The organism is Bradyrhizobium barranii subsp. apii, assembly GCF_011516635.5.
GTDB lineage: Bacteria > Pseudomonadota > Alphaproteobacteria > Rhizobiales > Xanthobacteraceae > Bradyrhizobium > Bradyrhizobium barranii.
On the sequence record NZ_CP096255.1, the window covers coordinates 5,971,488 to 5,992,468 of the forward strand.

General features: G+C 63.6%; 18 protein-coding genes and 1 pseudogene. 8 read left to right on the plus strand and 11 right to left on the minus strand.

Annotation, left to right across the window (positions count from 1 at the left end):
• Positions 1-64 precede the first annotated feature (64 nt).
• Positions 65-1,561 carry a CoA-acylating methylmalonate-semialdehyde dehydrogenase gene (locus tag HAP41_RS28550; protein ID WP_063983817.1) on the minus strand — a complete coding sequence of 499 codons (1,497 nt, stop codon included), beginning with the start codon at positions 1,559-1,561 and terminating at the stop codon, positions 65-67.
• Between the two features lie 101 nt (positions 1,562-1,662).
• Here HAP41_RS28550 and HAP41_RS28555 point away from each other — a divergent pair, with 101 nt between their 5' ends.
• The gene (locus HAP41_RS28555) at positions 1,663-2,571 is read left to right on the plus strand and encodes a LysR family transcriptional regulator (RefSeq protein WP_028157678.1); all 909 of its coding nucleotides are present in this window, start codon (positions 1,663-1,665) and stop codon (positions 2,569-2,571) included.
• A gap of 109 nt (positions 2,572-2,680) precedes the next feature.
• On the opposite strand, the gene HAP41_RS28560 is transcribed toward HAP41_RS28555, so the two are convergent.
• Both HAP41_RS28560 and HAP41_RS28565 read right to left on the minus strand, forming a co-directional pair.
• On the minus strand, positions 2,681-3,301 hold the full coding sequence (locus HAP41_RS28560; RefSeq protein ID WP_166095354.1) for a TetR/AcrR family transcriptional regulator: 621 nt from the start codon (positions 3,299-3,301) through the stop codon (positions 2,681-2,683).
• Between the two features lie 69 nt (positions 3,302-3,370).
• Positions 3,371-3,901 carry a PaaI family thioesterase gene (locus HAP41_RS28565; RefSeq protein ID WP_166105734.1) on the minus strand — a complete coding sequence of 177 codons (531 nt, stop codon included), beginning with the start codon at positions 3,899-3,901 and terminating at the stop codon, positions 3,371-3,373.
• Positions 3,902-4,054: 153 nt separating this feature from the next.
• Here HAP41_RS28565 and HAP41_RS28570 point away from each other — a divergent pair, with 153 nt between their 5' ends.
• From HAP41_RS28570 to HAP41_RS28580, 3 genes are all read left to right on the plus strand, one after another.
• Complete coding sequence (locus HAP41_RS28570) at positions 4,055-4,825, plus strand: enoyl-CoA hydratase (protein ID WP_166095349.1); 771 nt, start codon at positions 4,055-4,057, stop codon at positions 4,823-4,825.
• Positions 4,826-5,124: 299 nt separating this feature from the next.
• Positions 5,125-6,321, plus strand: coding sequence for an acetyl-CoA C-acyltransferase (locus HAP41_RS28575; protein ID WP_166095333.1), 1,197 nt, complete (start codon positions 5,125-5,127; stop codon positions 6,319-6,321).
• 113 nt (positions 6,322-6,434) lie between these two features.
• A complete protein-coding gene (locus HAP41_RS28580) occupies positions 6,435-7,730 on the plus strand; it encodes an MFS transporter (RefSeq protein WP_166095329.1) in 1,296 nt (431 codons plus the stop codon).
• On the opposite strand, the gene HAP41_RS28585 is transcribed toward HAP41_RS28580, so the two are convergent.
• The 3 genes from HAP41_RS28585 to HAP41_RS28595 all read right to left on the minus strand — a co-directional run bounded on the left by HAP41_RS28585 (position 7,727) and on the right by HAP41_RS28595 (position 11,066).
• On the minus strand, positions 7,727-9,130 hold the full coding sequence (locus HAP41_RS28585; protein ID WP_166095325.1) for a carbohydrate porin: 1,404 nt from the start codon (positions 9,128-9,130) through the stop codon (positions 7,727-7,729). The genes HAP41_RS28580 and HAP41_RS28585 overlap by 4 nt on opposite strands.
• A 21-nt stretch (positions 9,131-9,151) precedes the next feature.
• Positions 9,152-10,168 carry a transporter gene (locus HAP41_RS28590; RefSeq protein WP_166095316.1) on the minus strand — a complete coding sequence of 339 codons (1,017 nt, stop codon included), beginning with the start codon at positions 10,166-10,168 and terminating at the stop codon, positions 9,152-9,154.
• A 115-nt stretch (positions 10,169-10,283) separates the two neighbouring features.
• Entirely contained in the window at positions 10,284-11,066 is a 783-nt protein-coding gene (locus HAP41_RS28595) for an acetoacetate decarboxylase (RefSeq protein WP_166095308.1), read from the minus strand.
• A gap of 220 nt (positions 11,067-11,286) precedes the next feature.
• Here HAP41_RS28595 and HAP41_RS28600 point away from each other — a divergent pair, with 220 nt between their 5' ends.
• Both HAP41_RS28600 and HAP41_RS28605 read left to right on the plus strand, forming a co-directional pair.
• The gene (locus HAP41_RS28600) at positions 11,287-12,462 is read left to right on the plus strand and encodes a patatin-like phospholipase family protein (RefSeq protein ID WP_166095301.1); all 1,176 of its coding nucleotides are present in this window, start codon (positions 11,287-11,289) and stop codon (positions 12,460-12,462) included.
• Between the two features lie 464 nt (positions 12,463-12,926).
• Positions 12,927-13,727 (plus strand): type 1 glutamine amidotransferase domain-containing protein, encoded by an 801-nt coding sequence (locus tag HAP41_RS28605; RefSeq protein ID WP_166095295.1) that lies wholly within the window; start codon positions 12,927-12,929, stop codon positions 13,725-13,727.
• A gap of 117 nt (positions 13,728-13,844) precedes the next feature.
• Here the strand turns inward: HAP41_RS28605 and HAP41_RS28610 are convergent, their stop codons facing one another.
• The 5 genes and pseudogenes from HAP41_RS28610 to HAP41_RS28630 all read right to left on the minus strand — a co-directional run bounded on the left by HAP41_RS28610 (position 13,845) and on the right by HAP41_RS28630 (position 18,599).
• Positions 13,845-14,498: a TadE/TadG family type IV pilus assembly protein gene (locus HAP41_RS28610; protein WP_028157690.1), complete on the minus strand. Its 654-nt coding sequence runs from the start codon at positions 14,496-14,498 to the stop codon at positions 13,845-13,847.
• Positions 14,498-15,055, minus strand: coding sequence for a TadE/TadG family type IV pilus assembly protein (locus HAP41_RS28615; RefSeq protein ID WP_135214335.1), 558 nt, complete (start codon positions 15,053-15,055; stop codon positions 14,498-14,500). The genes HAP41_RS28610 and HAP41_RS28615 overlap by 1 nt, the downstream gene beginning before the upstream one ends.
• Before the next feature lie 10 nt (positions 15,056-15,065).
• Positions 15,066-16,489: pseudogene (locus tag HAP41_RS28620) on the minus strand (TadE/TadG family type IV pilus assembly protein).
• 55 nt (positions 16,490-16,544) lie between these two features.
• Positions 16,545-17,387 (minus strand): IS5 family transposase, encoded by an 843-nt coding sequence (locus HAP41_RS28625; RefSeq protein WP_166095277.1) that lies wholly within the window; start codon positions 17,385-17,387, stop codon positions 16,545-16,547.
• A 417-nt stretch (positions 17,388-17,804) separates the two neighbouring features.
• Positions 17,805-18,599, minus strand: coding sequence for an IclR family transcriptional regulator (locus tag HAP41_RS28630; RefSeq protein ID WP_166095274.1), 795 nt, complete (start codon positions 18,597-18,599; stop codon positions 17,805-17,807).
• A gap of 237 nt (positions 18,600-18,836) precedes the next feature.
• On the opposite strand from HAP41_RS28630, the gene HAP41_RS28635 reads away from it, so the two are divergent.
• A complete protein-coding gene (locus HAP41_RS28635) occupies positions 18,837-19,997 on the plus strand; it encodes an aminotransferase class V-fold PLP-dependent enzyme (protein ID WP_175618070.1) in 1,161 nt (386 codons plus the stop codon).
• A gap of 29 nt (positions 19,998-20,026) precedes the next feature.
• Positions 20,027-20,923, plus strand: coding sequence for an amino acid ABC transporter substrate-binding protein (locus tag HAP41_RS28640; RefSeq protein ID WP_166095264.1), 897 nt, complete (start codon positions 20,027-20,029; stop codon positions 20,921-20,923).
• Positions 20,924-20,981: the final 58 nt, after the last annotated feature.

Sequence of the window (20,981 nt, forward strand, 5' to 3'; positions counted from 1 at the left end):
GTCTCCGCGGAAAGATGCTGGATTGCTTCGTCGCTACGCTCCTCGCAATGACGGCCGAGGGAGTTTACTTCATCAGCGGGATCGAGAACTCCGCACCTTCCTTGACGCCGGACGGCCAGCGCGAGGTCACCGTCTTGGTCTTGGTGTAGAAGCGGACCGAGTCCGGGCCGTGCTGGTTGAGATCGCCGAAGCCCGACTTCTTCCAGCCGCCGAAGGTGTAATAGGCGATCGGCACCGGGATCGGCACGTTGACGCCGACCATGCCGACATTGACCTTGGCCGCGAAGTCGCGTGCGGCGTCGCCGTCACGGGTGAAGATGGCGACACCGTTGCCGTAGTCATGATCCGACGGCAGCGCCAGCGCTTCCTTGTAGTCGTGCGCGCGCACGACCGAGAGCACGGGTCCAAAGATCTCTTCCTTGTAGATCCGCATGTCCTTGGTGACGTTGTCGAACAGCGAACCGCCGAGATAGAACCCCTTCTCGTAGCCCTGCATCTTGAAGCCGCGGCCGTCGACGGCGAGCGTCGCGCCTTCCTTGATGCCGATATCGATGTAGCTCTTGACCTTCTCGACCGCCTCGCGCGTGACCAGCGGACCGTAGTCGGCGGACGGATCGATTGAGGTGCCGATCTTGAGCGACTCGACGCGCGGGATCAGCTTTTCCATCAGCCGGTCGGCGGTGGACTTGCCGACGGGAACGGCGACAGAGACGGCCATGCAGCGCTCGCCGGCCGAGCCGTAGCCCGCACCGATCAGCGCGTCGACCGCCTGGTCCATGTCCGCGTCGGGCATGATGATGGCGTGGTTCTTGGCGCCGCCAAAGCACTGGCAGCGCTTGCCGGTCTGGGCTGCGCGCTCGTAGATGTATTGCGCGATCGGCGTGGAGCCGACGAAGCCGATGGCCTTGATGTCGGGATCATCCAGGATGGCGTCGACCGCTTCCTTGTCGCCGTTGACGACGTTGAGGATGCCGGCCGGCAGGCCCGCCTCGATCATCAGCTCAGCGAGCATCATCGGCACGCCGGGGTCGCGCTCGGACGGCTTCAGGATGAAGGCATTGCCGCAGGCGATGGCGGGGGCGAACTTCCACATCGGGATCATCGCCGGGAAATTGAACGGCGTGATACCGGCGACCACGCCGAGCGGCTGGCGCATGGAATAGATGTCGATGCCGGGGCCGGCGCCTTCAGTGTATTCGCCCTTCATCAGATGCGGGATACCGCAGGCGAATTCCGCGACTTCCAGGCCGCGCTGAATGTCGCCCTTGGCGTCCGGCACGGTCTTGCCGTGCTCACGGGCGAGCAGCTCGGCGAGCTTGTCGTAGTCGCGCTGCACCAGTTCCACGAACTTCATCATGACGCGGGCCCGGCGCTGCGGGTTGGTCGCGGCCCATTCCGGCTGGGCGGCACGGGCGTTCTCCACGGCAGCGCGGACCTCGGCCTTGGACGCCAGCGCCACCTTGGCCTGGACGTCACCGGTCATCGGCTCGAATACGTCCGCCGTCCGGCCCGAGGTGCCCTTGACCTCCTTGCCACCGATGAAATGTCCGATTGAACGCATGGAATGATCTCCTGAGGTCGAGCGTGAACGCTTTGACAAATCCTATCGACCTGCATTTTATAGGATTCAAGTCTGAGATAATGCACCATAGATGTGCGAAAATGCTGGATCAAGGTAGCATCGACTGGGACGACTTCCGCTTCGTGCTGGCCATCGTGCGGGGCGGCTCGGTTTCGGCTGCGGCTAAACAGCTCGGAGTGGACCACGCCACCGTGATCCGCCGCGTCGACCGGCTGGAGAGACACCTCTCGGCGAAGCTGTTTGACCGGCGCAAGACCGGCTATCTCCTCACCGAGGCCGGCCAGCGCGTCGCCGACAGCGCGGAAGCCATGGAATCGACCATCGTCGCCAACCAGGAGCAGGTCGGCGGCTCGGTGGCGCGGCTGACTGGCACGGTGCGGATCGGCGCGCCCGACGGGTTCGGCACCGCCTTCCTGGCGCCGCGGCTGGCGCCGTTCGCCGACCGCTATCCCGACCTCGATCTGCAACTTGTGGCCACCGCGCGGCTGTTCAGTCTCTCCAAGCGCGAAGCGGATATCGCGATCAGCCTGACCATGCCGAAGGAAGGCCGCATCGTCGGCCGCAAGCTCCTGGACTACCGCCTCGGGCTTTATGCGGCGCCGGCCTATCTCGACCGCTTCCCGAAGATCACCTCGCGGCAGGACCTGCCGCAGCATCGCTTCGTCGGCTATATCGAGGAGCTCCTGTTCACGCCCGAGCTCGATTACCTCCCGCAGGTATCGCCGCGGATTTCGGCGCGCTTCCGCAGCGCCAATCTGATCGCGCAGCTCAATTCGACGCTCGCGGGCTTCGGCATCGCCGTGCTCCCGCATTTCATGGCGAGTGATTATCCGCAGCTGGTGGCCGTGCTGCCGGAGGAGATATCGATCACGCGGACGTTCTGGATGCTGATGCACGCGGACAGCAAGGATCTCGCACGGATACGCGCGGTAGCCGATTACATCGGCGAGATCGTGGAGCGCGAGCGGGCGTTGTTTGCGGGAAGGTAACGACGGTCTCGTAGGGTGGGCAAAGCGAAAGCGTGCCCACCATGTCTCTTGCAGGCGTGGAGAGATGGTGGGCACGGCGCTGGAGCGCCTTTGCCCACCCTACCGCAGCTCAGTTCTGCTTCGCCTTCTTCGCCGCAGCCATCTTCGGCTCGCGCTTCGCGCCATCGAGCGCGCTGTCCTTGCCCGCCTTCAGCACCTCGTCCGACAGTTCGCTCGATCCTGCGATGCGCGCCAGCAGCATGGTGCCGGCCATCGTGGCCAGCGTCGCGATCGCCTGCTTGCGCGCGGCCTTGCGCGGCAGGTTGGGGATGAAATCGGTCATCATCTCGACCATCTCGTCGAGCTTTCCGGCAAAGGCCTTGCGCGTCTTCGGGCTCTCGCGGGCGATCTCGGCGCCGAGCGCGGGAATCGAGCAGCCGTGGCCGGGATTATCCCGATGCAGCGCCGAAAGATAGGTCTCGACGATCTGGGTCAGTTGCTTTTCGGGCGCGACCTGATCGGACTGCTTGCGCCAGTGCTCCATCGAGCGGTCCATGGCGTAGGCAAAGGCCTCGATCACCAGCGCCTCGCGCGAGTCGAAATGCGCGTAGAAGCCGCCATGGGTCAGGCCCGCCTCCTTCATGAGGTCGGCGACGCCGATGCCGTGGGCGCCTTTTTCCCGCAGCCGCACGGAGGCCTTCTTCACGATTCGGTCGTGGGTTTCCTGCTTGTGTTCCCGGGAATAGCGCATGCGGGTCTCATTGAATGTCGGAGATCATCTCATAACACAGAAACGGACCAGGCGGTGCATTAATTCATGTTAAGTTGTCGCGCCGATCATGGAAAAGGTTGCAGTTGCATGGACTGCGAGCGCGCCCTTGCCGTCGCGCACGAAACCTTCCGTGTAGCTGGTCTGGCGTCCCAGCTTGATGATCTTGCCTTCGGCCGAGATCAGCCCGGAACGGACCGACAGCGGGCGCAGGAAGGTCATTTTCAGGTCGAGCGTCACGGACGATTGCCCGGGCTCCAGCCGCGTCGAGAGGGCGCAGCCCATGGCGGTATCGATCAGCGCCGCGGCGGTCGCGCCGTGCAGGAGGCCGATGGTATTTTCGAGATCCTCACGCGGCTCCAGTTCCATCACGATCCGGCCCGGCTCGACCACGGCCATGGTGAAACCGATCAATTTTGCGAAGGGCGGCGGCGGCAACCGGCCGTCGCGGATTCCCAGCATCGCGTCCATGCCTGAAAGCCCCATCGCTGCTTTTGCAACCGGCGCAGGCACCTGCCAGTCCACCACGCGCTCACGCCGCTGCGCGGGCGAAAACAGGTCGAGTTGATCGTTACAGGTCATGGCGCCCTCTTTGTATGATGTCTGTAATACTATGTCACGAACTTCGCCATGGCAACTCCGTCCCCCACCCGCTTGACAAGCAGGGCGTTTCGGCACCGAAGTGATCCCGACCCGCGCGCCTCGCGCATGTCCACGAAACTCCGAGATGCCCCGATGGAAATGCTCAACAATCACTGCGGCGTGACGCGCGATGCGCGCGGCGTCGTTCATGTCGCGATCTGCAACGCCGGCTCGCTGAACATTCTGGGCTCGCCCGTCACCGATGCCGTGCGCGAAGGCCTGCAGACCCTCGCGACTGACCGCAGCATCCGCGTGGTGGTGCTGCGCGGCCAGAGCGAGAAGAGCATGATCGGCGGCGCCGACATCAAGGAGATGGCCAAGCTCGACCAGAGGTCAGCCGAAGCCTTCATCAGCCGCCTGCGCGATCTCTGCGAGGCCGTGCGCCAATTCCCCGCCCCCGTGATTGCGCGGATGCCGGGCTGGTGCCTCGGCGGCGGCCTCGAAGTCGCCGCCGCCTGCGATTTCCGGATCGCCGCGCATGATGCGCATTTCGGCATGCCGGAGGTCCGCGTCGGCATCCCCTCGGTGATCCACGCCGCCCTGCTGCCGCGCCTGATCGGCTGGGCCCGCGCCCGCTGGCTGGTGATGACCGCGGAGAACATCGACGCGCCGACGGCGCTGGCGTGGGGCCTGGTGGACAAGGTCGCCCCCGAGGGCGGGCTGGATACTGAAGTCGAGCATCTCGTCAACGCGCTGCTCGAATGCGGCCCCGAGGCACTGCGCTCGCAGAAGGCCCTGCTGCGGCAGTGGGAGGAACTGCCGCTGACGGAGTCGGTAAATCTCAGCGTCAAGGTGTTCGGCGAGTCGTTCCTGACGGACGAGCCGACGCGGCTGATGCATGCGTTCGTGAACAGGAAGCGGTAGACTGCCTCCACACTGACGGTGTCATGCCCCGGCTTGACCGGGCCATCCAGTACGCCGCGGCTGATCGGTTCGATCACCACCGCCTCTGGAATACTAGATCGCTCGATCAAGTCGGGCGATGACAGTGCCGTGCGGAGCGACTGCCACGCCAAAGTCCGCGACAGTCACGTCACCTCCTCCAATCGAACGACCAAATCTCATCCGACCCACGACAATTTCTCATGCCGGTCGCGGTTGCATTTTTTGCGCCGCATCATATGATGATCATAATCTTTTCCGTCATCGCTGGGAGTTTCATCATGGCCGAAGCCGCCGATCCCGTCGTCATCGTCTCCGCCGCCCGCACCCCGCTCGGCCGCTTCATGGGCGAGCTGTCGCCGCTGGCGGCACACAAGCTCGGATCGCATGTGATCAACGCCGCGCTGGAGCGCGCAAAGCTTGCGCCTGAGAAGGTGGATGAAGTTTTCATGGGCTGTGTGCTGCCGGCCGGACAAGGCCAGGCGCCGGCTCGCCAGGCGGCGCGCGCGGCCGGCCTGCCCGACGCCACGGGCGCGACCACGGTCAACAAGGTCTGCGGCTCCGGCATGAAGGCGACCATGCTGGCGCACGACATCATCCGCGCCGGCTCGGCCGAGATCGTCGTCTCTGGCGGCATGGAGAGCATGAGCAACGCGCCCTATCTGCTCGCCAAGGCGCGCGGCGGCTACCGCGCCGGGCACGACCGCATCATCGACCACATGATGATGGACGGGCTGGAGGATGCCTATGAGACCGGCCGCTCCATGGGCGATTTCGGCGAGGCCACCGCGGAAGCCTATCAGTTCACCCGCAAGGACCAGGATGCCTATGCGATGGAGACGCTGAGCCGTGCGCGCAAGGCGGTCGAGAGCGGCGCGTTCAAGGCCGAGATCGCGCCGATCACACTCACCGAGAAAGCAGGCCCGCGCATCGTCGCCAATGACGAACATCCGATGAAGGTCGATCCTGCGAAAATCCCCGGATTGAGGCCGGCGTTCCGCGCCAACGGCACCATCACGCCGGCCGCCTCCTCCGCCAATGCCGACGGCGCCGCCGCGCTGGTGCTGACGAAGCGCTCGCTGGCTGATCGCAACGGCCTGCCGGCAATTGCCGAGATCAAGGGTCACGCCACCCACAGCCAGGAGCCGCAATGGTTCACGACGGCTCCGATCCCGGCGATCCGCAAGCTCCTCGACAAGATCGGCTGGAGCGCCGGCGACGTCGACCTGTTCGAGATCAACGAGGCCTTCGCCGTGGTGGCGATGGCGGCGCAGCGCGATCTCGGCATCCCGCGCGAGAAACTGAACATCAATGGCGGCGCCTGCGCGCTCGGCCATCCCATCGGTGCCACCGGCGCGCGGCTGATCGTGACGCTGCTGCACGCGCTCGAGGCGCAAAACCTCAAGCGCGGCGTTGCGGCACTCTGCATTGGCGGCGGTGAAGCCACGGCCATCGCCGTGGAGCGTCTGACGCACTGACCTAGACACGTCCGAAAATGAGGGAACTCTGTCATTTTCGACAGACACGTTCCGTGCCATTCTGCAAGCTCGTGCAGGTGTCTCAAAGCCTGCCCATCAAACATTGAGGCCCAATGATCTCGAACTGGCTCGCGGCGACACTCAGCCGCCGCAATATCCACTACGGCTGGGTGATGGTCGGCGTGACCTTCCTCACCGCGCTGATCAGCGCCGGCACGGTCGGCGCGCCCGGCGTCTTCATCGTCCCGCTTCAGCACGAGTTCGGCTGGAGCACGGCGCAGATTTCCTCCGCGCTGTCGATCCGCTTCATCCTGTTCGGGCTGATGGCGCCGTTCGCGGCCGCCTTGCTCAACCGCTACGGCCTGCGTAACGTCACGCTGACCGCACAGATCATCGTGGTCTCGGCGCTGGTCCTTTCGCTCGGCATGACTGAAGTCTGGCAGCTCGTGTTGCTGTGGGGCGTCGTGATCGGCATCGGCACCGGCATGACCGCGCTGGTGCTGGGCGCCACCATCGCGACGCGCTGGTTCGCCGCGCGGCGCGGCCTCGTCGTCGGCATCATGACCGCGAGCGTCGCCACCGGCCAGCTCGTATTCCTGCCGCTGCTCGCAAGCCTGACCGAACGTTACGGCTGGCGGCTCGCGCTCGGCTTCGTCTGCATCGCGCTCGGCGTCTCCGCCGTGGCGGTTCTCCTCGCGATGCGCGACCGGCCGAGCGATGTGGGCCTGCGCCCGTTCGGCGACGAAGGCACCGAGCCCCTGCCGGCCCCGCCGGTCAGCCATGGCTCGATCACGGGCGTGGCGCTCGGCACGCTGCGCGACGCCTCGAAGTCGCGCGCGTTCTGGATCCTGTTTGCGACCTTCTTCGTCTGCGGCGCGTCGACCAACGGCCTCGTCCAGGTGCACCTGATCCCGATGTGCCTCGATTTCGGCATCCCGCAGGTACAGGCGGCAGGCCTGCTCGCCGCGATGGGTATCTTCGACTTCTTCGGCACCATCATGTCGGGCTGGCTGTCGGACCGCTACGACAACCGCTACCTCCTGTTCTGGTACTACGGCCTGCGCGGGCTCTCGCTGATCTTCCTGCCTTTCAGCGACTTCTCGTTCTACGGGCTGTCGCTGTTCGCAATGTTCTACGGGCTCGACTGGATCGCCACGGTGCCGCCGACGGTGCGGCTCACCGCGCAGAAATTCGGACCCGAGCGCGCCAATCTGGTGTTCGGCTGGATCTTTGCCGGCCATCAGCTCGGCGCCGGCACCGCGGCGTTCGGCGCCGGTTTCTCGCGGACGGTCTATGAGAGCTACCTGCCCGCGTTCTTCATCGCCGGCGCGCTCTGCGTGTTCGCCTCGCTGATCGTGCTGGCGCTGTCGCGGCAACCGAAGGCCGAGCCGAAGCCGGCGATGGCCTAGTACCTGATCGTGGTGGTGACGCCGAACACTGCGGCGTCACCGATCCGCGACACGCCGGTCGGATCGTTCGGATTGGGGATGCCGCCGGAGGGGCGGAACACGTATTGGAAGTAAGGCGCGATCAGCCAGCCCGGCTTGATATGCGCCTCGTAGATCATCTCGATCAGCGTCTCGTTGCTGCGCACCGGGCTCTGGATGCCGGTGAAGGCCTGCGTATCGAGATCGAGATTGCGCGCGGTGTTCGAAATCCGCATATAGGCCATCGCCACGCCGAAGCGATCGAGCGGACGGCCTGGCGTGAAGCCGACGAAGCCGATGCCGCCGTCCACATAAAGGTCGATCAGATTGCGGTCCGGCGGGCTGTAGGCAATGCGGCCGAACGCGGTGACGCCCGGGATCGAGGCTGACGTGCTGTTGTCCTTCACTTCCGGCGGGCGATAAAGCACCTGCTCGATGACGGCGAAGATACCGTAATTGCCGCGCAGTCTTGCAGGCACACCGCTTCCGCCGGGATCGGCGATCGAGAGCCCCTCGGCCGTAAAACGCTGGCTGTCGAACGAGCCGTAATGCTTCCAGGCGCCCGGCGTGAAATTGCCGGCGAGCGGCCGGCCGCCGATATCGATATCGTAGTTGAAGCGGACCTGCCCGATCACCCACGGCGGATCGTTGACGCGGAACGCCAGGCCATGGTGGTCGCGCAGCTGCGGATCCGCCTCGCCCGGACCTGACGGATCGCCGTTGAACACCGCACCGAACGCGGTGATGTTCTCGGTCAGCGCCGCCTTGATGCGGATACCGGGCACAGCGATCGGCGGTGCCGGGCCGCCGGCCGGAAGATTGCTCGCCTTGATCGCGGGCCAGCCGAAGGTGCCGTTGATGAAGAGGTCGTCGGTCTGGCTGTCGAAGAACTCGACGTCGGCGGCCTGCTGGCCGGCCCTGATGTTCAGGCGGTCGCCAAAGAAGCCCTGCTCGAAATAGGCGTTGTAGAGCCGCTGGTCCGGCAATGCCTCGATCTCGCTGATGGTGGCGAGGTTCATCACGTAGTTGCGGCTCAGCCCCTGGCCGTAGATCACAAACGCATTGGCGTAGAAGCGGCCGCCGGCCCAGCCGACGAGCTTGTCGAGATCGGCATCGACCGAGAGATCGAGGCGCCCGAAATGGATGGCGCCGCGCTTCACGCCGCCGGAGACGTTGGCGATGTTGTCGGCGATATAGGTGGCGCCGAAGTTCAGGCCCTTGTTGGCAAGCCCGTCATGCCATTCGTTGAACCATTTCGGCGCCAGCCATTCGGCCGCGCTTTCGTCCTTGGCGCCGGCGAAGGCGCTGGTGCTCGCCATTGTCGAGGCCAGCGCAATCGCGGCCGCATTTCGCAGCGGAAATCTGTGGGACGTCCCGATCACGGCTGATACCGGCTGCGTACGCTACCTGAAGATACCCGTGCGCCGCATGAACAGATAGGCCGCGCCGACCGACGAGGCCATCAGGAGCGCCGCCCAGAGAAATCCGCTCTCGACGTCGGTGAGCGGCAGGCCCTTGGTGTTCATGCCGAAGATGCCGGTGATCAGGGTCGGCGGCAGCAGCAGCGAGGTCACGATGGAGAGCGTGTGGAGGTGGTGGTTGCTCTCCTCCTCGTTCTTGAAGCGCAGCTCCTCCTCGAGCAGGCGGCTGCGTTCGCGGAGCTCGACGATGTCGTGATCGAGCCCGTCCAGCCGCTGCGCCAGCTTGCCGGCGTGGATGCGCAAGGCCGGCGCGAGATGATCGGTGTTCTTCTGATCGAGGCGGTGGAACAGCACGCGCAGGCCGGTGAGCTGGCGATGCAACCTGACGCAGGTCCGGCGCAGCCGGCCGAGATTGCGGCGCATCTCCGGCTTGGCGTCGTCGGCCAAAATCCGTTCCTCGATGTCGTCGATCTCCTGGCCGAGCTTGTCCGCCATCCGGTCCAGCGTGTCGGCGACCTCGTCGACGATCTTTTCCAGGAGATGGGCGACGTTGTCGACGCGGTAGCCACCTTCGAGCACGCGGCGCGTCGCATCGGCCGAGCACAGCGCCTGATGCCGGCCGCTGACGAGAAGATGCTCGGTCATGGCGAAACGCAGGAACGCGGTCTCTTCGGTCGCGCTGTCGACATCGCGCACGAGATCGGAGAAGACGCCGTAGACGCAGTGGTCGATGACGTGAAGCTGCTGGAAAGTGTCGTTGGACAGCAGGAGGTCGCGCGCGAGCGGCGGCAGCTGTGACGCTGCGATCCAGGGCCGTGCGCGCGCATCGGTCAGGTTGAAATGCAGCCAGAGCCGGCCGTCGTGGCTGAACTCGATCGGCTGGTCGATCGGCAGCGCCTCGGCACTGCCGTCGCCGTGCAGCCGGAACGCCCAGACCAGGCCGGGAATGGCGGGCACGGAATCCGATATCGCGCTGACAAGCTTCGCCGGCTCAGCCATGGCCAACCCCAACCGTCAACAAATGCCCCGCTTCCGGAAGATGGCTGACGGCATCCTCCGGACCTCTCACGGGTACTCAATTACGGCTTTGTTACAGTTTGATGATGCTGCCGCCCTACTCCGCGGCCAGCCCCGTCGCGGCCATCGCCTCGGCCTCCTTGACGTAGTCGTGCACGACGCGGCCGAACGGCAGCGTGAGATCGGCGATGTAGTGGTGCGCGCCCAGGCAGCGGCGAACCGGGAAATCCGCGACCGGCGCGTTGACATGCGGCACCAGATGCAGCCGGCCGGGCCCCATCCAGGAGCCCTTCGGCACGATGTCGATGAGGTTGATCGCGACGAGCTGACAGACTTCGAGACGGCCGTCGACGCCCGGAATCATCTTCAGATTGATCTGCGTCTTCGACAGCGTCGCACGGGTGCGATCGCCGTTGCCGGCCATGCTCTCGTGCTTGTAGCCCATCGTGCCCATGGCGACGAGCTGGCCGGCATATTCCAGCGTGCCCGTCAGCGTGTCCTTGACGATCTCGAGCTTGGGATGGGCGTATTTCTTGGGAAAGCCCCAGATCTCGCGGCCCGACGCGATCGGCGGATCATCATCCAGATACATCTGCGAGACGAAATTGACTTCCTCGCCGTTGAGGCGCGCGGGGATGACGAGGCCGGATTCGGTGTAGCTACCGAAGCCTGAGGAGTCCGGCATCTTGATCCATTCGTAATGCACGATTGGCTGGTCGATCGGCTCCAGCGGCTCAGGCAGGCCGGCGCGGATCAGCTCCGGATCGGTCTCGTAGGTGATGACGAGGAATTCGCGGTTGACGAAGCGATAGGGCCCGGCCGGATAGCTCGGCCCCGCCGCCGGCATGGACGGAAGTCTCAGCACGTCTTCCCTGCGCATCCTGATCTCCTGTGTGTGATGCCCGCCCGGCGGCGTCAGGCCTGGATCGCAAATTGCTAGCCGCCGTCATTGACTGCGATGTGAAGGATTTCCGTCAGGCGCACGACCTCCCGCCATTCCCGCTGCGGTCGACCTGCATGCAGACGATGCATCGGCGCTGAAATTGTCATCACGCCGTCACTACCGGACGCAATCGTTTGGTCCACGCTAGGAGGCCCCCATGGACGCCCGCACGTCGCAACCGGCTCATCAGACGCATCAGCCTCCCGCACGGGGCTGGCGCCCCGAACGCTGCGACCGCGTCGCGCTGGTGCTGCAAGGTGGCGGCGCGCTCGGCGCCTACCAGGCCGGCGTCTACCAGGCGCTGCACGAAGCCGGCATCGAGCCCGACTGGGTCTGCGGTGTCTCGATCGGTGCAATCAATTCCGCCATCATCGCCGGCAACAAGCCGGAGAAGCGGCTGGAGGCGCTGCGCATCTTCTGGGAGCGCATCACCAATCGCAAGATCTGGCATTACACGCCCGACGGCGACATCTTCCGCCAGTGGCGCAATCTCACCAGTGCGTGGATGACGTCGGCGATGGGCCAGCCCGGCTTCTTCACCCCGCACCAGGTCAATCCCTGGTTCAGCCCGGTCGGCGCGCGCACCGCCACCAGCTACTACGACACGATGCCGCTGAAGGAGAGCCTGCTGGAGCTCGTCGACTTCGACCTCATCAACGAGAAGAAGGTCCGCTTCGCGGTCGGCGCGGTCAACGTGCTCTCGGGCAACTTCATCTATTTCGACAACTCCCATGACGAGATCGAGCCGAAGCACATCATGGCCTCCGGCGCCCTGCCCCCGGCGCTGCCGATGGTGCGGATCGGCACCGATCATTTCTGGGACGGCGGCATCGTCTCCAACACGCCGCTCCAGCATCTGCTCGACCAGGAGGATGCGCTCAATTCGCTGGTGTTCCAGGTCGACCTGTTCAGCGCGCGGGGCGTGCTGCCGCGCTCGATCCAGGACGTGATGGCCCGCCACAAGGACATCATGTATCCCTCGCGCACGCGCCACAACACCGACGTCTACCGCCGCACCCACAACCTCAAGGTTCTGCTCTACAAGGCGCTGGCGAAAGTCCCGGACGAGCAACTCTCCGACGAGGATCGCCAGCTCAAGTCGAGCCTGCGCCGCATGCCGGAGATCGCGATCCTGCACCTGATCTACCAGCAGAAGGCCTATGAGGGCGACGCCAAGGACCATGAGTTCTCGGGCACCTCGATGCGCGAGCACTGGACGAGCGGCTACGAGGACACCAAGCGCACGCTGAAGCGCCGCGACTGGATCAAGATGCCGGACGAAGGCATGGGCCTCGTGGTGCACGACGTGCACCGGGAAACGGAGAGCGCGTAAAGCGCCGCGCGCGCTGCTCCAAACAAAACTGCGAAAACAACCCCATGCACAGTAGCCGGCGCGTGGCGGATCAATGACTTACGTTTTACCGAAGTAAACTTGACTCGTCGGGCAAAACAGGAGCATGATGGCATCATTGCAAAATCGCACGATGCATCCGCTCCAGGCCGATCGCGCCACATGGTCAGACTGCGCCGCATCCCCTAGATTGCGCGCGGAATGACGTTGGGAGGCTGGCTTGCGCGCCATCAGCGAAGCCGCTTACTTCTTCGACAGCGACAGATTTTTCCCTCCGCAGGAGCCTTCGGGGCGAGCTTGCGGAGCGAAGAGGCGTGCTCCGCCCGATCTGCTCCAGTCGTTGCTTGAAACGCCAGAACGGTCGTCGCGTCAGGTTGCCGTTCGCGTCGGCCGGATTGTTATGAAGTTCTAACCGCAAGACGATCAAGCAAATCGCAGGAGACACCATGTCCAAAGGAAAAGTGCTCGTTGTCGGCTCCAATGCCACCCGTATCGAAATCCAGGGCGGCGGCACCGGACCGACCGGCCAGTACCTCAATGAAACCGTCGTGCCGGCGATGGCCGTGATCGATGCCGGCTACGAGGTGGTGCTGGCGACGCCGAACGGCAAGCAACCGTACATCGATCCGGCCTCCGATCATGCGGCCCATTTTGACGGCGACGAGAAGGCCTACCGGCGGGGACGCGACTTCTTCGACAAGGACCCGGCGATGACCAACGTCCATACGTTGCGCGCGATCGTGGACGGAGGACTGGATCAATACGCCGCCGTTTTTGTCCCCGGCGGGCAGGGCCCGGTCGTCGACCTCATGCAGGATCCCGAGCTCGGCAAGATTCTGCGATATTTCCACGAACGGAAGAAGATCACGGCGCTGCTCTGCCACGGACCGATCGCAGCTCTGGCCGCCCTGCCCGACGCCAAGGCCTATCGCGCCGCCCTGATCGCCGGCGACAAGGCCAAGGTCGCGGAGCTGGGCAAGGGCTGGCAATATGCGGGATACAAGATGACGGTGTTCACCGCCTCGGAAGAGATACCGATCGAGGAGCAGTTCCTGCACGGCAAGATCTACTTCACCATGCCGGACGCGCTGGGAGCTGCGGGTGCCGAGGTCAGCCGAAGCGCCGTCGACTTCGAGCCTTACGTCGTCGAGGACCGCGAGCTGATCACCGGCCAGAATCCGCGGTCCGACCATCCCATCGCGGCCAAGCTGATCGCAGCGCTCGACCGCGCCACTGTGGCGGCGTAAGCGTTTACTCCAATGTCATCCGGCCCGGTGCGCAATTGCGCACAGGGGCCGGGAGGAAATCGGGACGGAAGCGTGCCTCAGCGGCATCCGGCTTCTTTCGGACCGCGTTCCGTGAAACTAACAGGTCTTCTGCTGCAAGTGCTGCACGCAGGTGCAGGTCTTCGCCGCCGGATATTTCACGTCGTAATAGGGAAAACTCGACGTGGCGGGGGTGTTCGTCGAGCAGCGGGGGAACAGGTAATAGCTGTCGGACAGCTTCACCGTGCCGGCGATCGTGAAGCCGAGGTTGGGCGCGTAGTCGTAGGACACCTCGCTCAGGATGAGCGAGATGTTGGCATTGCTGGTGCCGCCCGGCGCGGTAAAGGACGACAAGGTCATCTGCTGACCGGCGGCCCTCGCCCCCGACGTACTGGTCGACTTGCTCCATTGCACCGTCGCGTTGCCATTGCTGTCGGTCGAGACCTCGGAGACCGTGATCGTCATCAGCGAGGTGCTGCCGTTCTTGATGGGATAGGGAGCCATGATGGAGCTCGCCGCAGCGAGAATGCCGTCCATCTGGGTCGACGTGACGGCCGTGTTCTGCGAGATCATGTCGGCAACGCTGTGCGCAGTCGCGCTGACCTTGACGTTCATGGCGAGCCCGTTCCCGAGCTCGACGCCGCCGACATAGAGCACCAGCATGAACGGCGTCACGATGGCGAACTCCGTCGCTGCAACAGCGCGTACATCGGTCAACATCTGCCGAGCGCGAGACGACAGGGCGGAGATCATCAGGTAGCTCCTGGCTCGTTCTGGAACGCGGCGGACGACATGAGCAGCCGGTTGCCATTGCTAAGGTTCGAGAGATTGAAGCCGAGCGGCCCGAGCACGACCGGCCAGACATACATGACGCGGAGAACGACGATATCGCCGGAATCGCCCGGATTGTATTGCCAGCTGTTGGTCACATTGCCCGAGCCGTCGAAGGTCAGCGTGGGCGTCGCCGTGTTCGCGGAAGACCAGGACGTTGCGACCTGCATGTCGACCATCAGACCGCTGCAATTGAACAGGATCACGATCTGATCGCAGACCTTCTGCTTGAAAACCGCCTGGTTCATCTGCGCCGACTGAACCTGCCCCGTCATGACGAGACGCGCCGACTGGCGCACCACGGTTTCAAGCATCTGCTGGGCAAAGAAAACCAGAAACGTCTGGATGAGCGCGATGATGAGGGCGAGAAACGGCGCGGCAACGAGCGCGAATTCGACGGCCGTGGCTCCGCGACTATCGCCGGCGAAGGCGGCGCAACGGTTGCGGCGTCTTTTCGTTGTCGTGACCTGTCGGGTCATGGCGCCTTCCCTACTGCACGAGGCTGGCCGTGCTGGACGCAACCTTGATGAAGAGGTTGGTCAGCGCCGCGGAAATGTCGCCACCTGTCTGCACGCTCGCATACAGACCGGGCGATGCACACGATTGCAGCCGTGTCGCGATCGTGCCGGTTGACGAGGATGGATTGTTGAACTGCGAGATGCGGCTCGTGTACCAGCTGTCGCTCAGCTGCAGATACTCGGTGTAGAGGACCGCGATGCGAATGCCGCGGTTCTTGATCGTCGTGCAGACCCTCGTGTCGAGCGGTTGCTGGCACCGCAAGGTCGTCGAGTTGGCTGTCGGAAGCGCATAGGTGGCATTGGGGTCGCAGGAGCCCCCCGTCTTCGGGATGAGCTTGTCCTCGACGCCGTCGGTGACGAGGAAGACCACTTCCTGCGGCGTATCGCCCGCCTGATTGGTGCCGGTGCCTGGCGCAGGCATCACGGTGTTGACGCCCGTGAGCCCGCCAGAGATATCCGTGCCGTAGTCGGTGGTGTAGGTGCAGTTGCCCTTGCTATCGACAATGGGGCAGTTCTGGTGGTCGACCGTTAGGAGCTGAATGTTGTTGATCTTCGTGGCGGCGGTGTCCGGCGTGGTCAGCACCTGAATCGTGTTGAGGGCGTAGTCGAAGGTGTAGATGGCGGCCTTGTAGGTCGTGTTGTTGAGCGCCGACATGCACTGCATGACGCCGCCCGTCACACCCGCCTGCGGGCACGTCCAGGGTCCCTTCAGCAATTGCGTAACGGCGTTGGTCACGAGATCGATGCCAGCGTGATGTTGTTTGCGCGTGCGACGGTGAGATTGTCCTTGTTCGTCGAGCTGGCAGTTGCGTTGTTGGGACGCGCCTCATGGCAGGCGAACGAGCAATTCTTCGCGTAGCTGGGCTGGTTCTTCGTGGCCGCGATCATGTTGGTGATGTCGGCCTGCGTCGCAGCAAGCGCCATCGACGGCGAGTCGTCCAGCAGCAGGTAGAAGTTCATGTTGGGCGCACTCGACGCCTTCGCCGTTGAGGAGCCAGAGACGTCCCAGGTCTGCTTGCCGAGAACGCTGGGGAAATTATTGACGGACTGCGCGGTGTACGAAACCGTGATGCTTCGTGCGAGGCCGGAATCCGTGACGGTGATGGTCGGCGTCGGCGTCGCCGTCAGACCGGGAAGATTCGCCTTCGCTGCAAAGACGGCTGCGGCGGTCGCCTGGACGACCGTCTTGTCGGTCTGGGTCAGCATCGCCGGCCGCACGGCTGCGATCGCGGCCGCGTCGGCGGCTGCGTTCAATTGTTCCCGCTTGCGGACGGCCTGCGTGTAGTCGAGCGTCATGCCCAGGAGAAAGACGATCGGCACCATCGTGAGGGCGAAGATAACGGCGATGTTGGCCTTCCGGTCTCTTGCGAAACGCAGCACTACCCGGCGGAGCATGACCTTCATCCTGATTGCCGTCGTGGCGGCAGAGAGCAATTCCTAAGAGCCTGACTCAAAATTGCATTGCTGTTTTTATCGCTGCGATGCGCCTTGTCATGAGTTGGACAGAGGCGAGGAAGAGCCAGGCAGTTGCGCTTTCGATGGTTCGCTCGAAGTCCTTGGCCAATCTGCGGTTGCGGCCGAGCCAGGCGAAGGTTCGTTCGACCACCCAGCGGCGCGGAAGCACCTCGAAGCCCTGTGCGGCATCGGAGCGCTTGATGATCTCGACAGTCCACCGGCCGATCTTTTCCAGCACCGCCTTGAGCTTTTCGCCGGCATAGCCGCCATCGGCGAAGATATGGCGCAGCCAGGGGAAGCGGTAGCGAATGCTGCACAGGACATCTGGCGTGCCGTCACGATCCTGGACGTCGGCAGCGTGAACGATCGCTCCGACCAGGAGCCCTTGGGTGTCGGTGACGATGTGGCGCTTTCGACCCTTGATCTTCTTTCCCGCGTCGTAGCCGCGAGGGCCGCCACTTTCCGTGGTCTTGACCGATTGGCTGTCGATCACGCCGGCCGTCGGCGAGGCCTCCCGGCCGATCGCCTCGCGCGCCAGCATCAGGAGTGCGTGGTTGATCGATTGCCACAATCCGCTGTCGCGCCATTGGTAGAAATAGTACTGCACCGTGGTCATTGGTGGAAACAGAGTGGGCGGCAGCATGCGCCACGGCAATCCGCCGCGCAGCAGATAGAGTACTGCCTCGACGATGTCGCGATAGCTCCATTTCGGGCGCCGCCCGCGATTGGCCCGCACAGGAAGCAACCTCTCCAGCACGCCCCATTCCGCATTCGTCAAGTCGCTTGGCAAACGCAGCTCCTCTCGGGCAAACTGTGCCCGGGTGATATCAGTCCACATTCTCGATCCCTTTGATGCTTCGCAACACCGATGGAATCAGAACTCGCTGATATCACTCAACTTATTTTTCGGTCGGACACTAAAGTCTTTTGATCGGGGCAACCGGTGGGATTACCGCTGCCGGTCAGCCCGCCAATCGCAGGCTGGAATATGGATATGGCCTTCTTAATCAACACTTACGGGCAATCCACAAACAGGGAGTGCAACGGAGTGAGATGTTCCATATCGAGAAGACATCATTAACGTCGGTTAAACGCGATCGCAGAGATTGAGGGGTAAGCGGCCTCAGGTGCGGTCGATACGGCCTCAACGCCGGCGCTGGCGGGTGCGTCCGGTGGGCTGTGCAGCATCACCGCGCAGCAGGCACGCCGGTCTGGTTAAGGACGGCTATGGCACAGAGGCCAAGGCATCATGCCGTCATTGGGCATCTGCGCCATCGTCGTCTTCAACTTGCAGAATGGTGTCGGATAGCAGAGCGGCGGCCTTTTGAAGCGGCGCTATGAACCGGTCCAGTTCGGCGAAGCTCACGCGGGCCACCGGTACAGAGACGCCGAGGCAAGCGATCAATTCCCGATCCGGTGACAGAATGGGGACGGCGCACCCCACCACCCCCTTGACGTACTCTTCGTTTGTCTTGGCCCAGCCGCGTTGTCGCGTCTCCTCGAGAACCTTCATCAGCGCGTGGACATCGACGATCGTCGTTTCGGTGAATTTGGTCAGGGGTAGCGCGCGGCACAGCTTCGCCCGGATCCGCTCGGGCAGTCTGCTCATATAGATCTTTCCGGTCGACGTGCAGTGTAACGGCGCCGCTTCCCCCGGATTGAACTGAAGACCTTGCGGCTCCGAAACGCGAACGCTGTCGACATAGGCAACGACGTTGTCGCGTACGACGCCGATCTCACACTGTTCGCCGATTTCTCCCGCGACCGCCCGAAGCACCGCATGCCGCCGCGCAGTACGAAACGCAGCGCCGATGACGGTGGCCGACAGTGTGACGAGCTGGTTGCCCACAACGTACCGCTTGGTACCCAACGCCTTCTGAAGCAATCCGCGGTCTTCGAGGTTTCCGATCAACCTGTGTGCCGTTGGAAGCGGCAGCGAAAGAGCCTTTGCGATCTCCGCGGCCGAGACGGCTTTGCGCTGGTCGGCAACATGCCGAACGATCGCGAAAGCCCGATCCAACGGTCCTTCCTGCCCAATTCGCTTCGTCATTTCCCACCCGGCCAAAACTGGAAGTGAAATCAAGATCAACGCCGAGTATTATCATTTTTCGGAATAAAACCTATTGAAATTCGACATAATCGATTGTCGAAATCCTGAAAGCTCATATTCTTGGCGTCACCGGCGATTGACCAGAAATTGTGCAGTGCGGTCTCGCCGTTCCGAAAATCGCGCTCCGCCGCTTGGCCGGGAGCCAAGTTCTGCCGGCGCGCTCAACAGGAGATGTGCATGTCTCGTCATTACGACGTGGACGCCGTGAGGAAGGAATTCCCCGCCGTCGAACGGATGGTCTATCTGGATTCCGGGTTTCAAACGCCGCTCGCGCGTCCCGTGAAGGCCGCGATCGAGCTTTTCCTTCGCGAGGGCTTCGAGACAGCCGGTCCGAAGAGCATCTGGCTCGATCGGGTCGAGCAGACCCGTGCCAAGGTCGCCCGCTTTCTCGGCGTGACGGCGGATGAGATTGCCTTCACGAAAAACACGTCGGAAAGCATGAACATTGCGGCAAACGCACTGCCGCTACAGGCCGGCGACAATGTCCTGATGATCCACGGCGATCACCCGAACAACGCCTACGCGTTCCTCAATCTGCAACGGAAAGGCGTCGAGGTCCGCTTCATCCCAATGACGGAAGTCGTCGACGCCGACAGCTTTGCTCCCTTCATCGACGAAAGGACGCGTGCGATCTCGATGTCGCATGTGACTTTTCACGCCGGTCACCGCTTTGACATCGAGAGCGTCGGCGCGATGTGCGTCAGGAACAAGCTCCACTTCGTGGTGGACGTGATGCAGGCCATCGGAGTCGTGCCTGTTGACGCCAAGGCGATCGGCGCAAGCTTCATCGGCTCCGGCAGCCACAAGGGATTACTGGTTCCGCAAGGGCTCGGGCTGCTCTATTGGGACAAGACGCTCAAAGAGCTCGAGCCGACCTATTTGGCGGCTGCGAGCCTCGCCGAGATCCCGAGCGATCTCATCGCGCGTGCCGACGGGATGGCGCCCTCGCCGGCCGCCAGGCGCTTCGAGCTCGGCAACTTCAATCTGCCCGCAGTCCACGCCCTCGGTGCTTCGCTCGACATGATCGAGCAGATCGGGGTGCAGAACATCCAGAACCACTGCTTCGATCTCGGCGATCACCTGATTGCGCGCCTGGACGAGCTGGGCGTCCGCCTCGTTGGTCCGCGCGAGCGCAAGCATCGCGCTCCGCACATCTACGTCATCGCCCTGCCCGCGGCAGACTGGCTCGGCCATTTCGAGGAGAACGGCGTGCGCGTGTCGCCCGAACGAGATGGCATTCGCGTCTCGCTCGGCATGTTCAACACCGCCACCGACATCGATCGCCTGATCGACGTCATCCGCCGGCGGGGGCTCGGACGCCCGTCCGTCGCAGCTTGAATCTGACAAACGATGGGAAGGCAAAAACCATGAAGAAGCTCGTTCAGGTATTGGGACTTCTCCCGGCGCTCCTGGCTGTCAACGCAAGCCCGTCCGCGGCAGCCGACAGCCCGACGCTCGACAAGATCAAATCCAGCGGCTCGATCACGATCGGCTACCGTGAGGCTTCGATACCGTTCTCGTACCTCGGGCCGGACCAGAAGCCGATCGGCTCCTCGCTCGATCTCTGCGCGGCGATCGTCGATCGCATCAAGGATGAGCTGAAGTTGCCCAGTCTGAAGGTCAACTACACGCCGGTAAACTCCTCGAACCGAATTCCCCTGATCCAGAGCGGGACTGTCGACATCGAATGCGGCGGCACCGCCAACGACAAGAAGCGGCAGGAACAGGTCTCGTTCTCGGTCGCAACGTTCGTCAGCCAGCCGCGCTGGCTCGTCAAGGCCGCCAGTGGCGTGAAGACCGCCGGCGACCTGAAAGGCAAGACAGTTGTCGTCACGCAAGGCTCCAACGCGGTGGGTTTCGCGCAGAGCGTCAACGCCAAGGAACAGCTCGGCCTCAACATCGTCCAGGCCAAGGACCATGCGGAATCTTTCCTCATGCTGAACACCGGCCGCGCCGTCGCCTTCATGGAGGACGATATCCTTCTCGCCGGGCTCAAGGCTGCGGCGCCGAATCCGGACGCGCTCCTGTTCCTTTCCGAGGGCTACGCGAAGATCTACTATGGGCTGATGTTCACCAAGGGCGACGCCGGCTTCAAGAGGCTCGTCGACGACGTTCTCTCCAAGCAGATGGCATCCGGCCAGTTCGAGAAAACCTACGCGAAATGGTTCACCAGGCCGATTCCGCCCAAGGGTGAGAACCTCGCATTCCCGCTCACCGACGAGTTGATGGAGCGGATCGCACATCCCAGCGATGCCGTCGACTGATTGACGGAGCTGATCGTCCCGGAAAGTCATCCTCGTCCGCACCTGCAACCCGGAGGCT

Bases quoted from the DNA above. Each gene is read 5' to 3' on its own strand.
- HAP41_RS28595 (WP_166095308.1), bottom strand. From the start codon at position 11,066: ATGCGCAGGGAAGACGTGCTGAGACTTCCGTCCATGCCGGCGGCGGGG.
- HAP41_RS28605 (WP_166095295.1), top strand. From the start codon at position 12,927: ATGTCCAAAGGAAAAGTGCTCGTTGTCGGCTCCAATGCCACCCGTATC.
- HAP41_RS28580 (WP_166095329.1), top strand. From the start codon at position 6,435: ATGATCTCGAACTGGCTCGCGGCGACACTCAGCCGCCGCAATATCCAC.
- HAP41_RS28570 (WP_166095349.1), top strand. From the start codon at position 4,055: ATGGAAATGCTCAACAATCACTGCGGCGTGACGCGCGATGCGCGCGGC.
- HAP41_RS28625 (WP_166095277.1), bottom strand. From the start codon at position 17,387: ATGTGGACTGATATCACCCGGGCACAGTTTGCCCGAGAGGAGCTGCGT.
- HAP41_RS28565 (WP_166105734.1), bottom strand. From the start codon at position 3,901: ATGACCTGTAACGATCAACTCGACCTGTTTTCGCCCGCGCAGCGGCGT.
- HAP41_RS28590 (WP_166095316.1), bottom strand. From the start codon at position 10,168: ATGGCTGAGCCGGCGAAGCTTGTCAGCGCGATATCGGATTCCGTGCCC.
- HAP41_RS28575 (WP_166095333.1), top strand. From the start codon at position 5,125: ATGGCCGAAGCCGCCGATCCCGTCGTCATCGTCTCCGCCGCCCGCACC.
- HAP41_RS28550 (WP_063983817.1), bottom strand. From the start codon at position 1,561: ATGCGTTCAATCGGACATTTCATCGGTGGCAAGGAGGTCAAGGGCACC.
- HAP41_RS28600 (WP_166095301.1), top strand. From the start codon at position 11,287: ATGGACGCCCGCACGTCGCAACCGGCTCATCAGACGCATCAGCCTCCC.
- HAP41_RS28635 (WP_175618070.1), top strand. From the start codon at position 18,837: ATGTCTCGTCATTACGACGTGGACGCCGTGAGGAAGGAATTCCCCGCC.
- HAP41_RS28555 (WP_028157678.1), top strand. From the start codon at position 1,663: ATGCTGGATCAAGGTAGCATCGACTGGGACGACTTCCGCTTCGTGCTG.
- HAP41_RS28615 (WP_135214335.1), bottom strand. From the start codon at position 15,055: ATGACCCGACAGGTCACGACAACGAAAAGACGCCGCAACCGTTGCGCC.
- HAP41_RS28640 (WP_166095264.1), top strand. From the start codon at position 20,027: ATGAAGAAGCTCGTTCAGGTATTGGGACTTCTCCCGGCGCTCCTGGCT.
- HAP41_RS28560 (WP_166095354.1), bottom strand. From the start codon at position 3,301: ATGCGCTATTCCCGGGAACACAAGCAGGAAACCCACGACCGAATCGTG.
- HAP41_RS28630 (WP_166095274.1), bottom strand. From the start codon at position 18,599: ATGACGAAGCGAATTGGGCAGGAAGGACCGTTGGATCGGGCTTTCGCG.
- HAP41_RS28610 (WP_028157690.1), bottom strand. From the start codon at position 14,498: ATGATCTCCGCCCTGTCGTCTCGCGCTCGGCAGATGTTGACCGATGTA.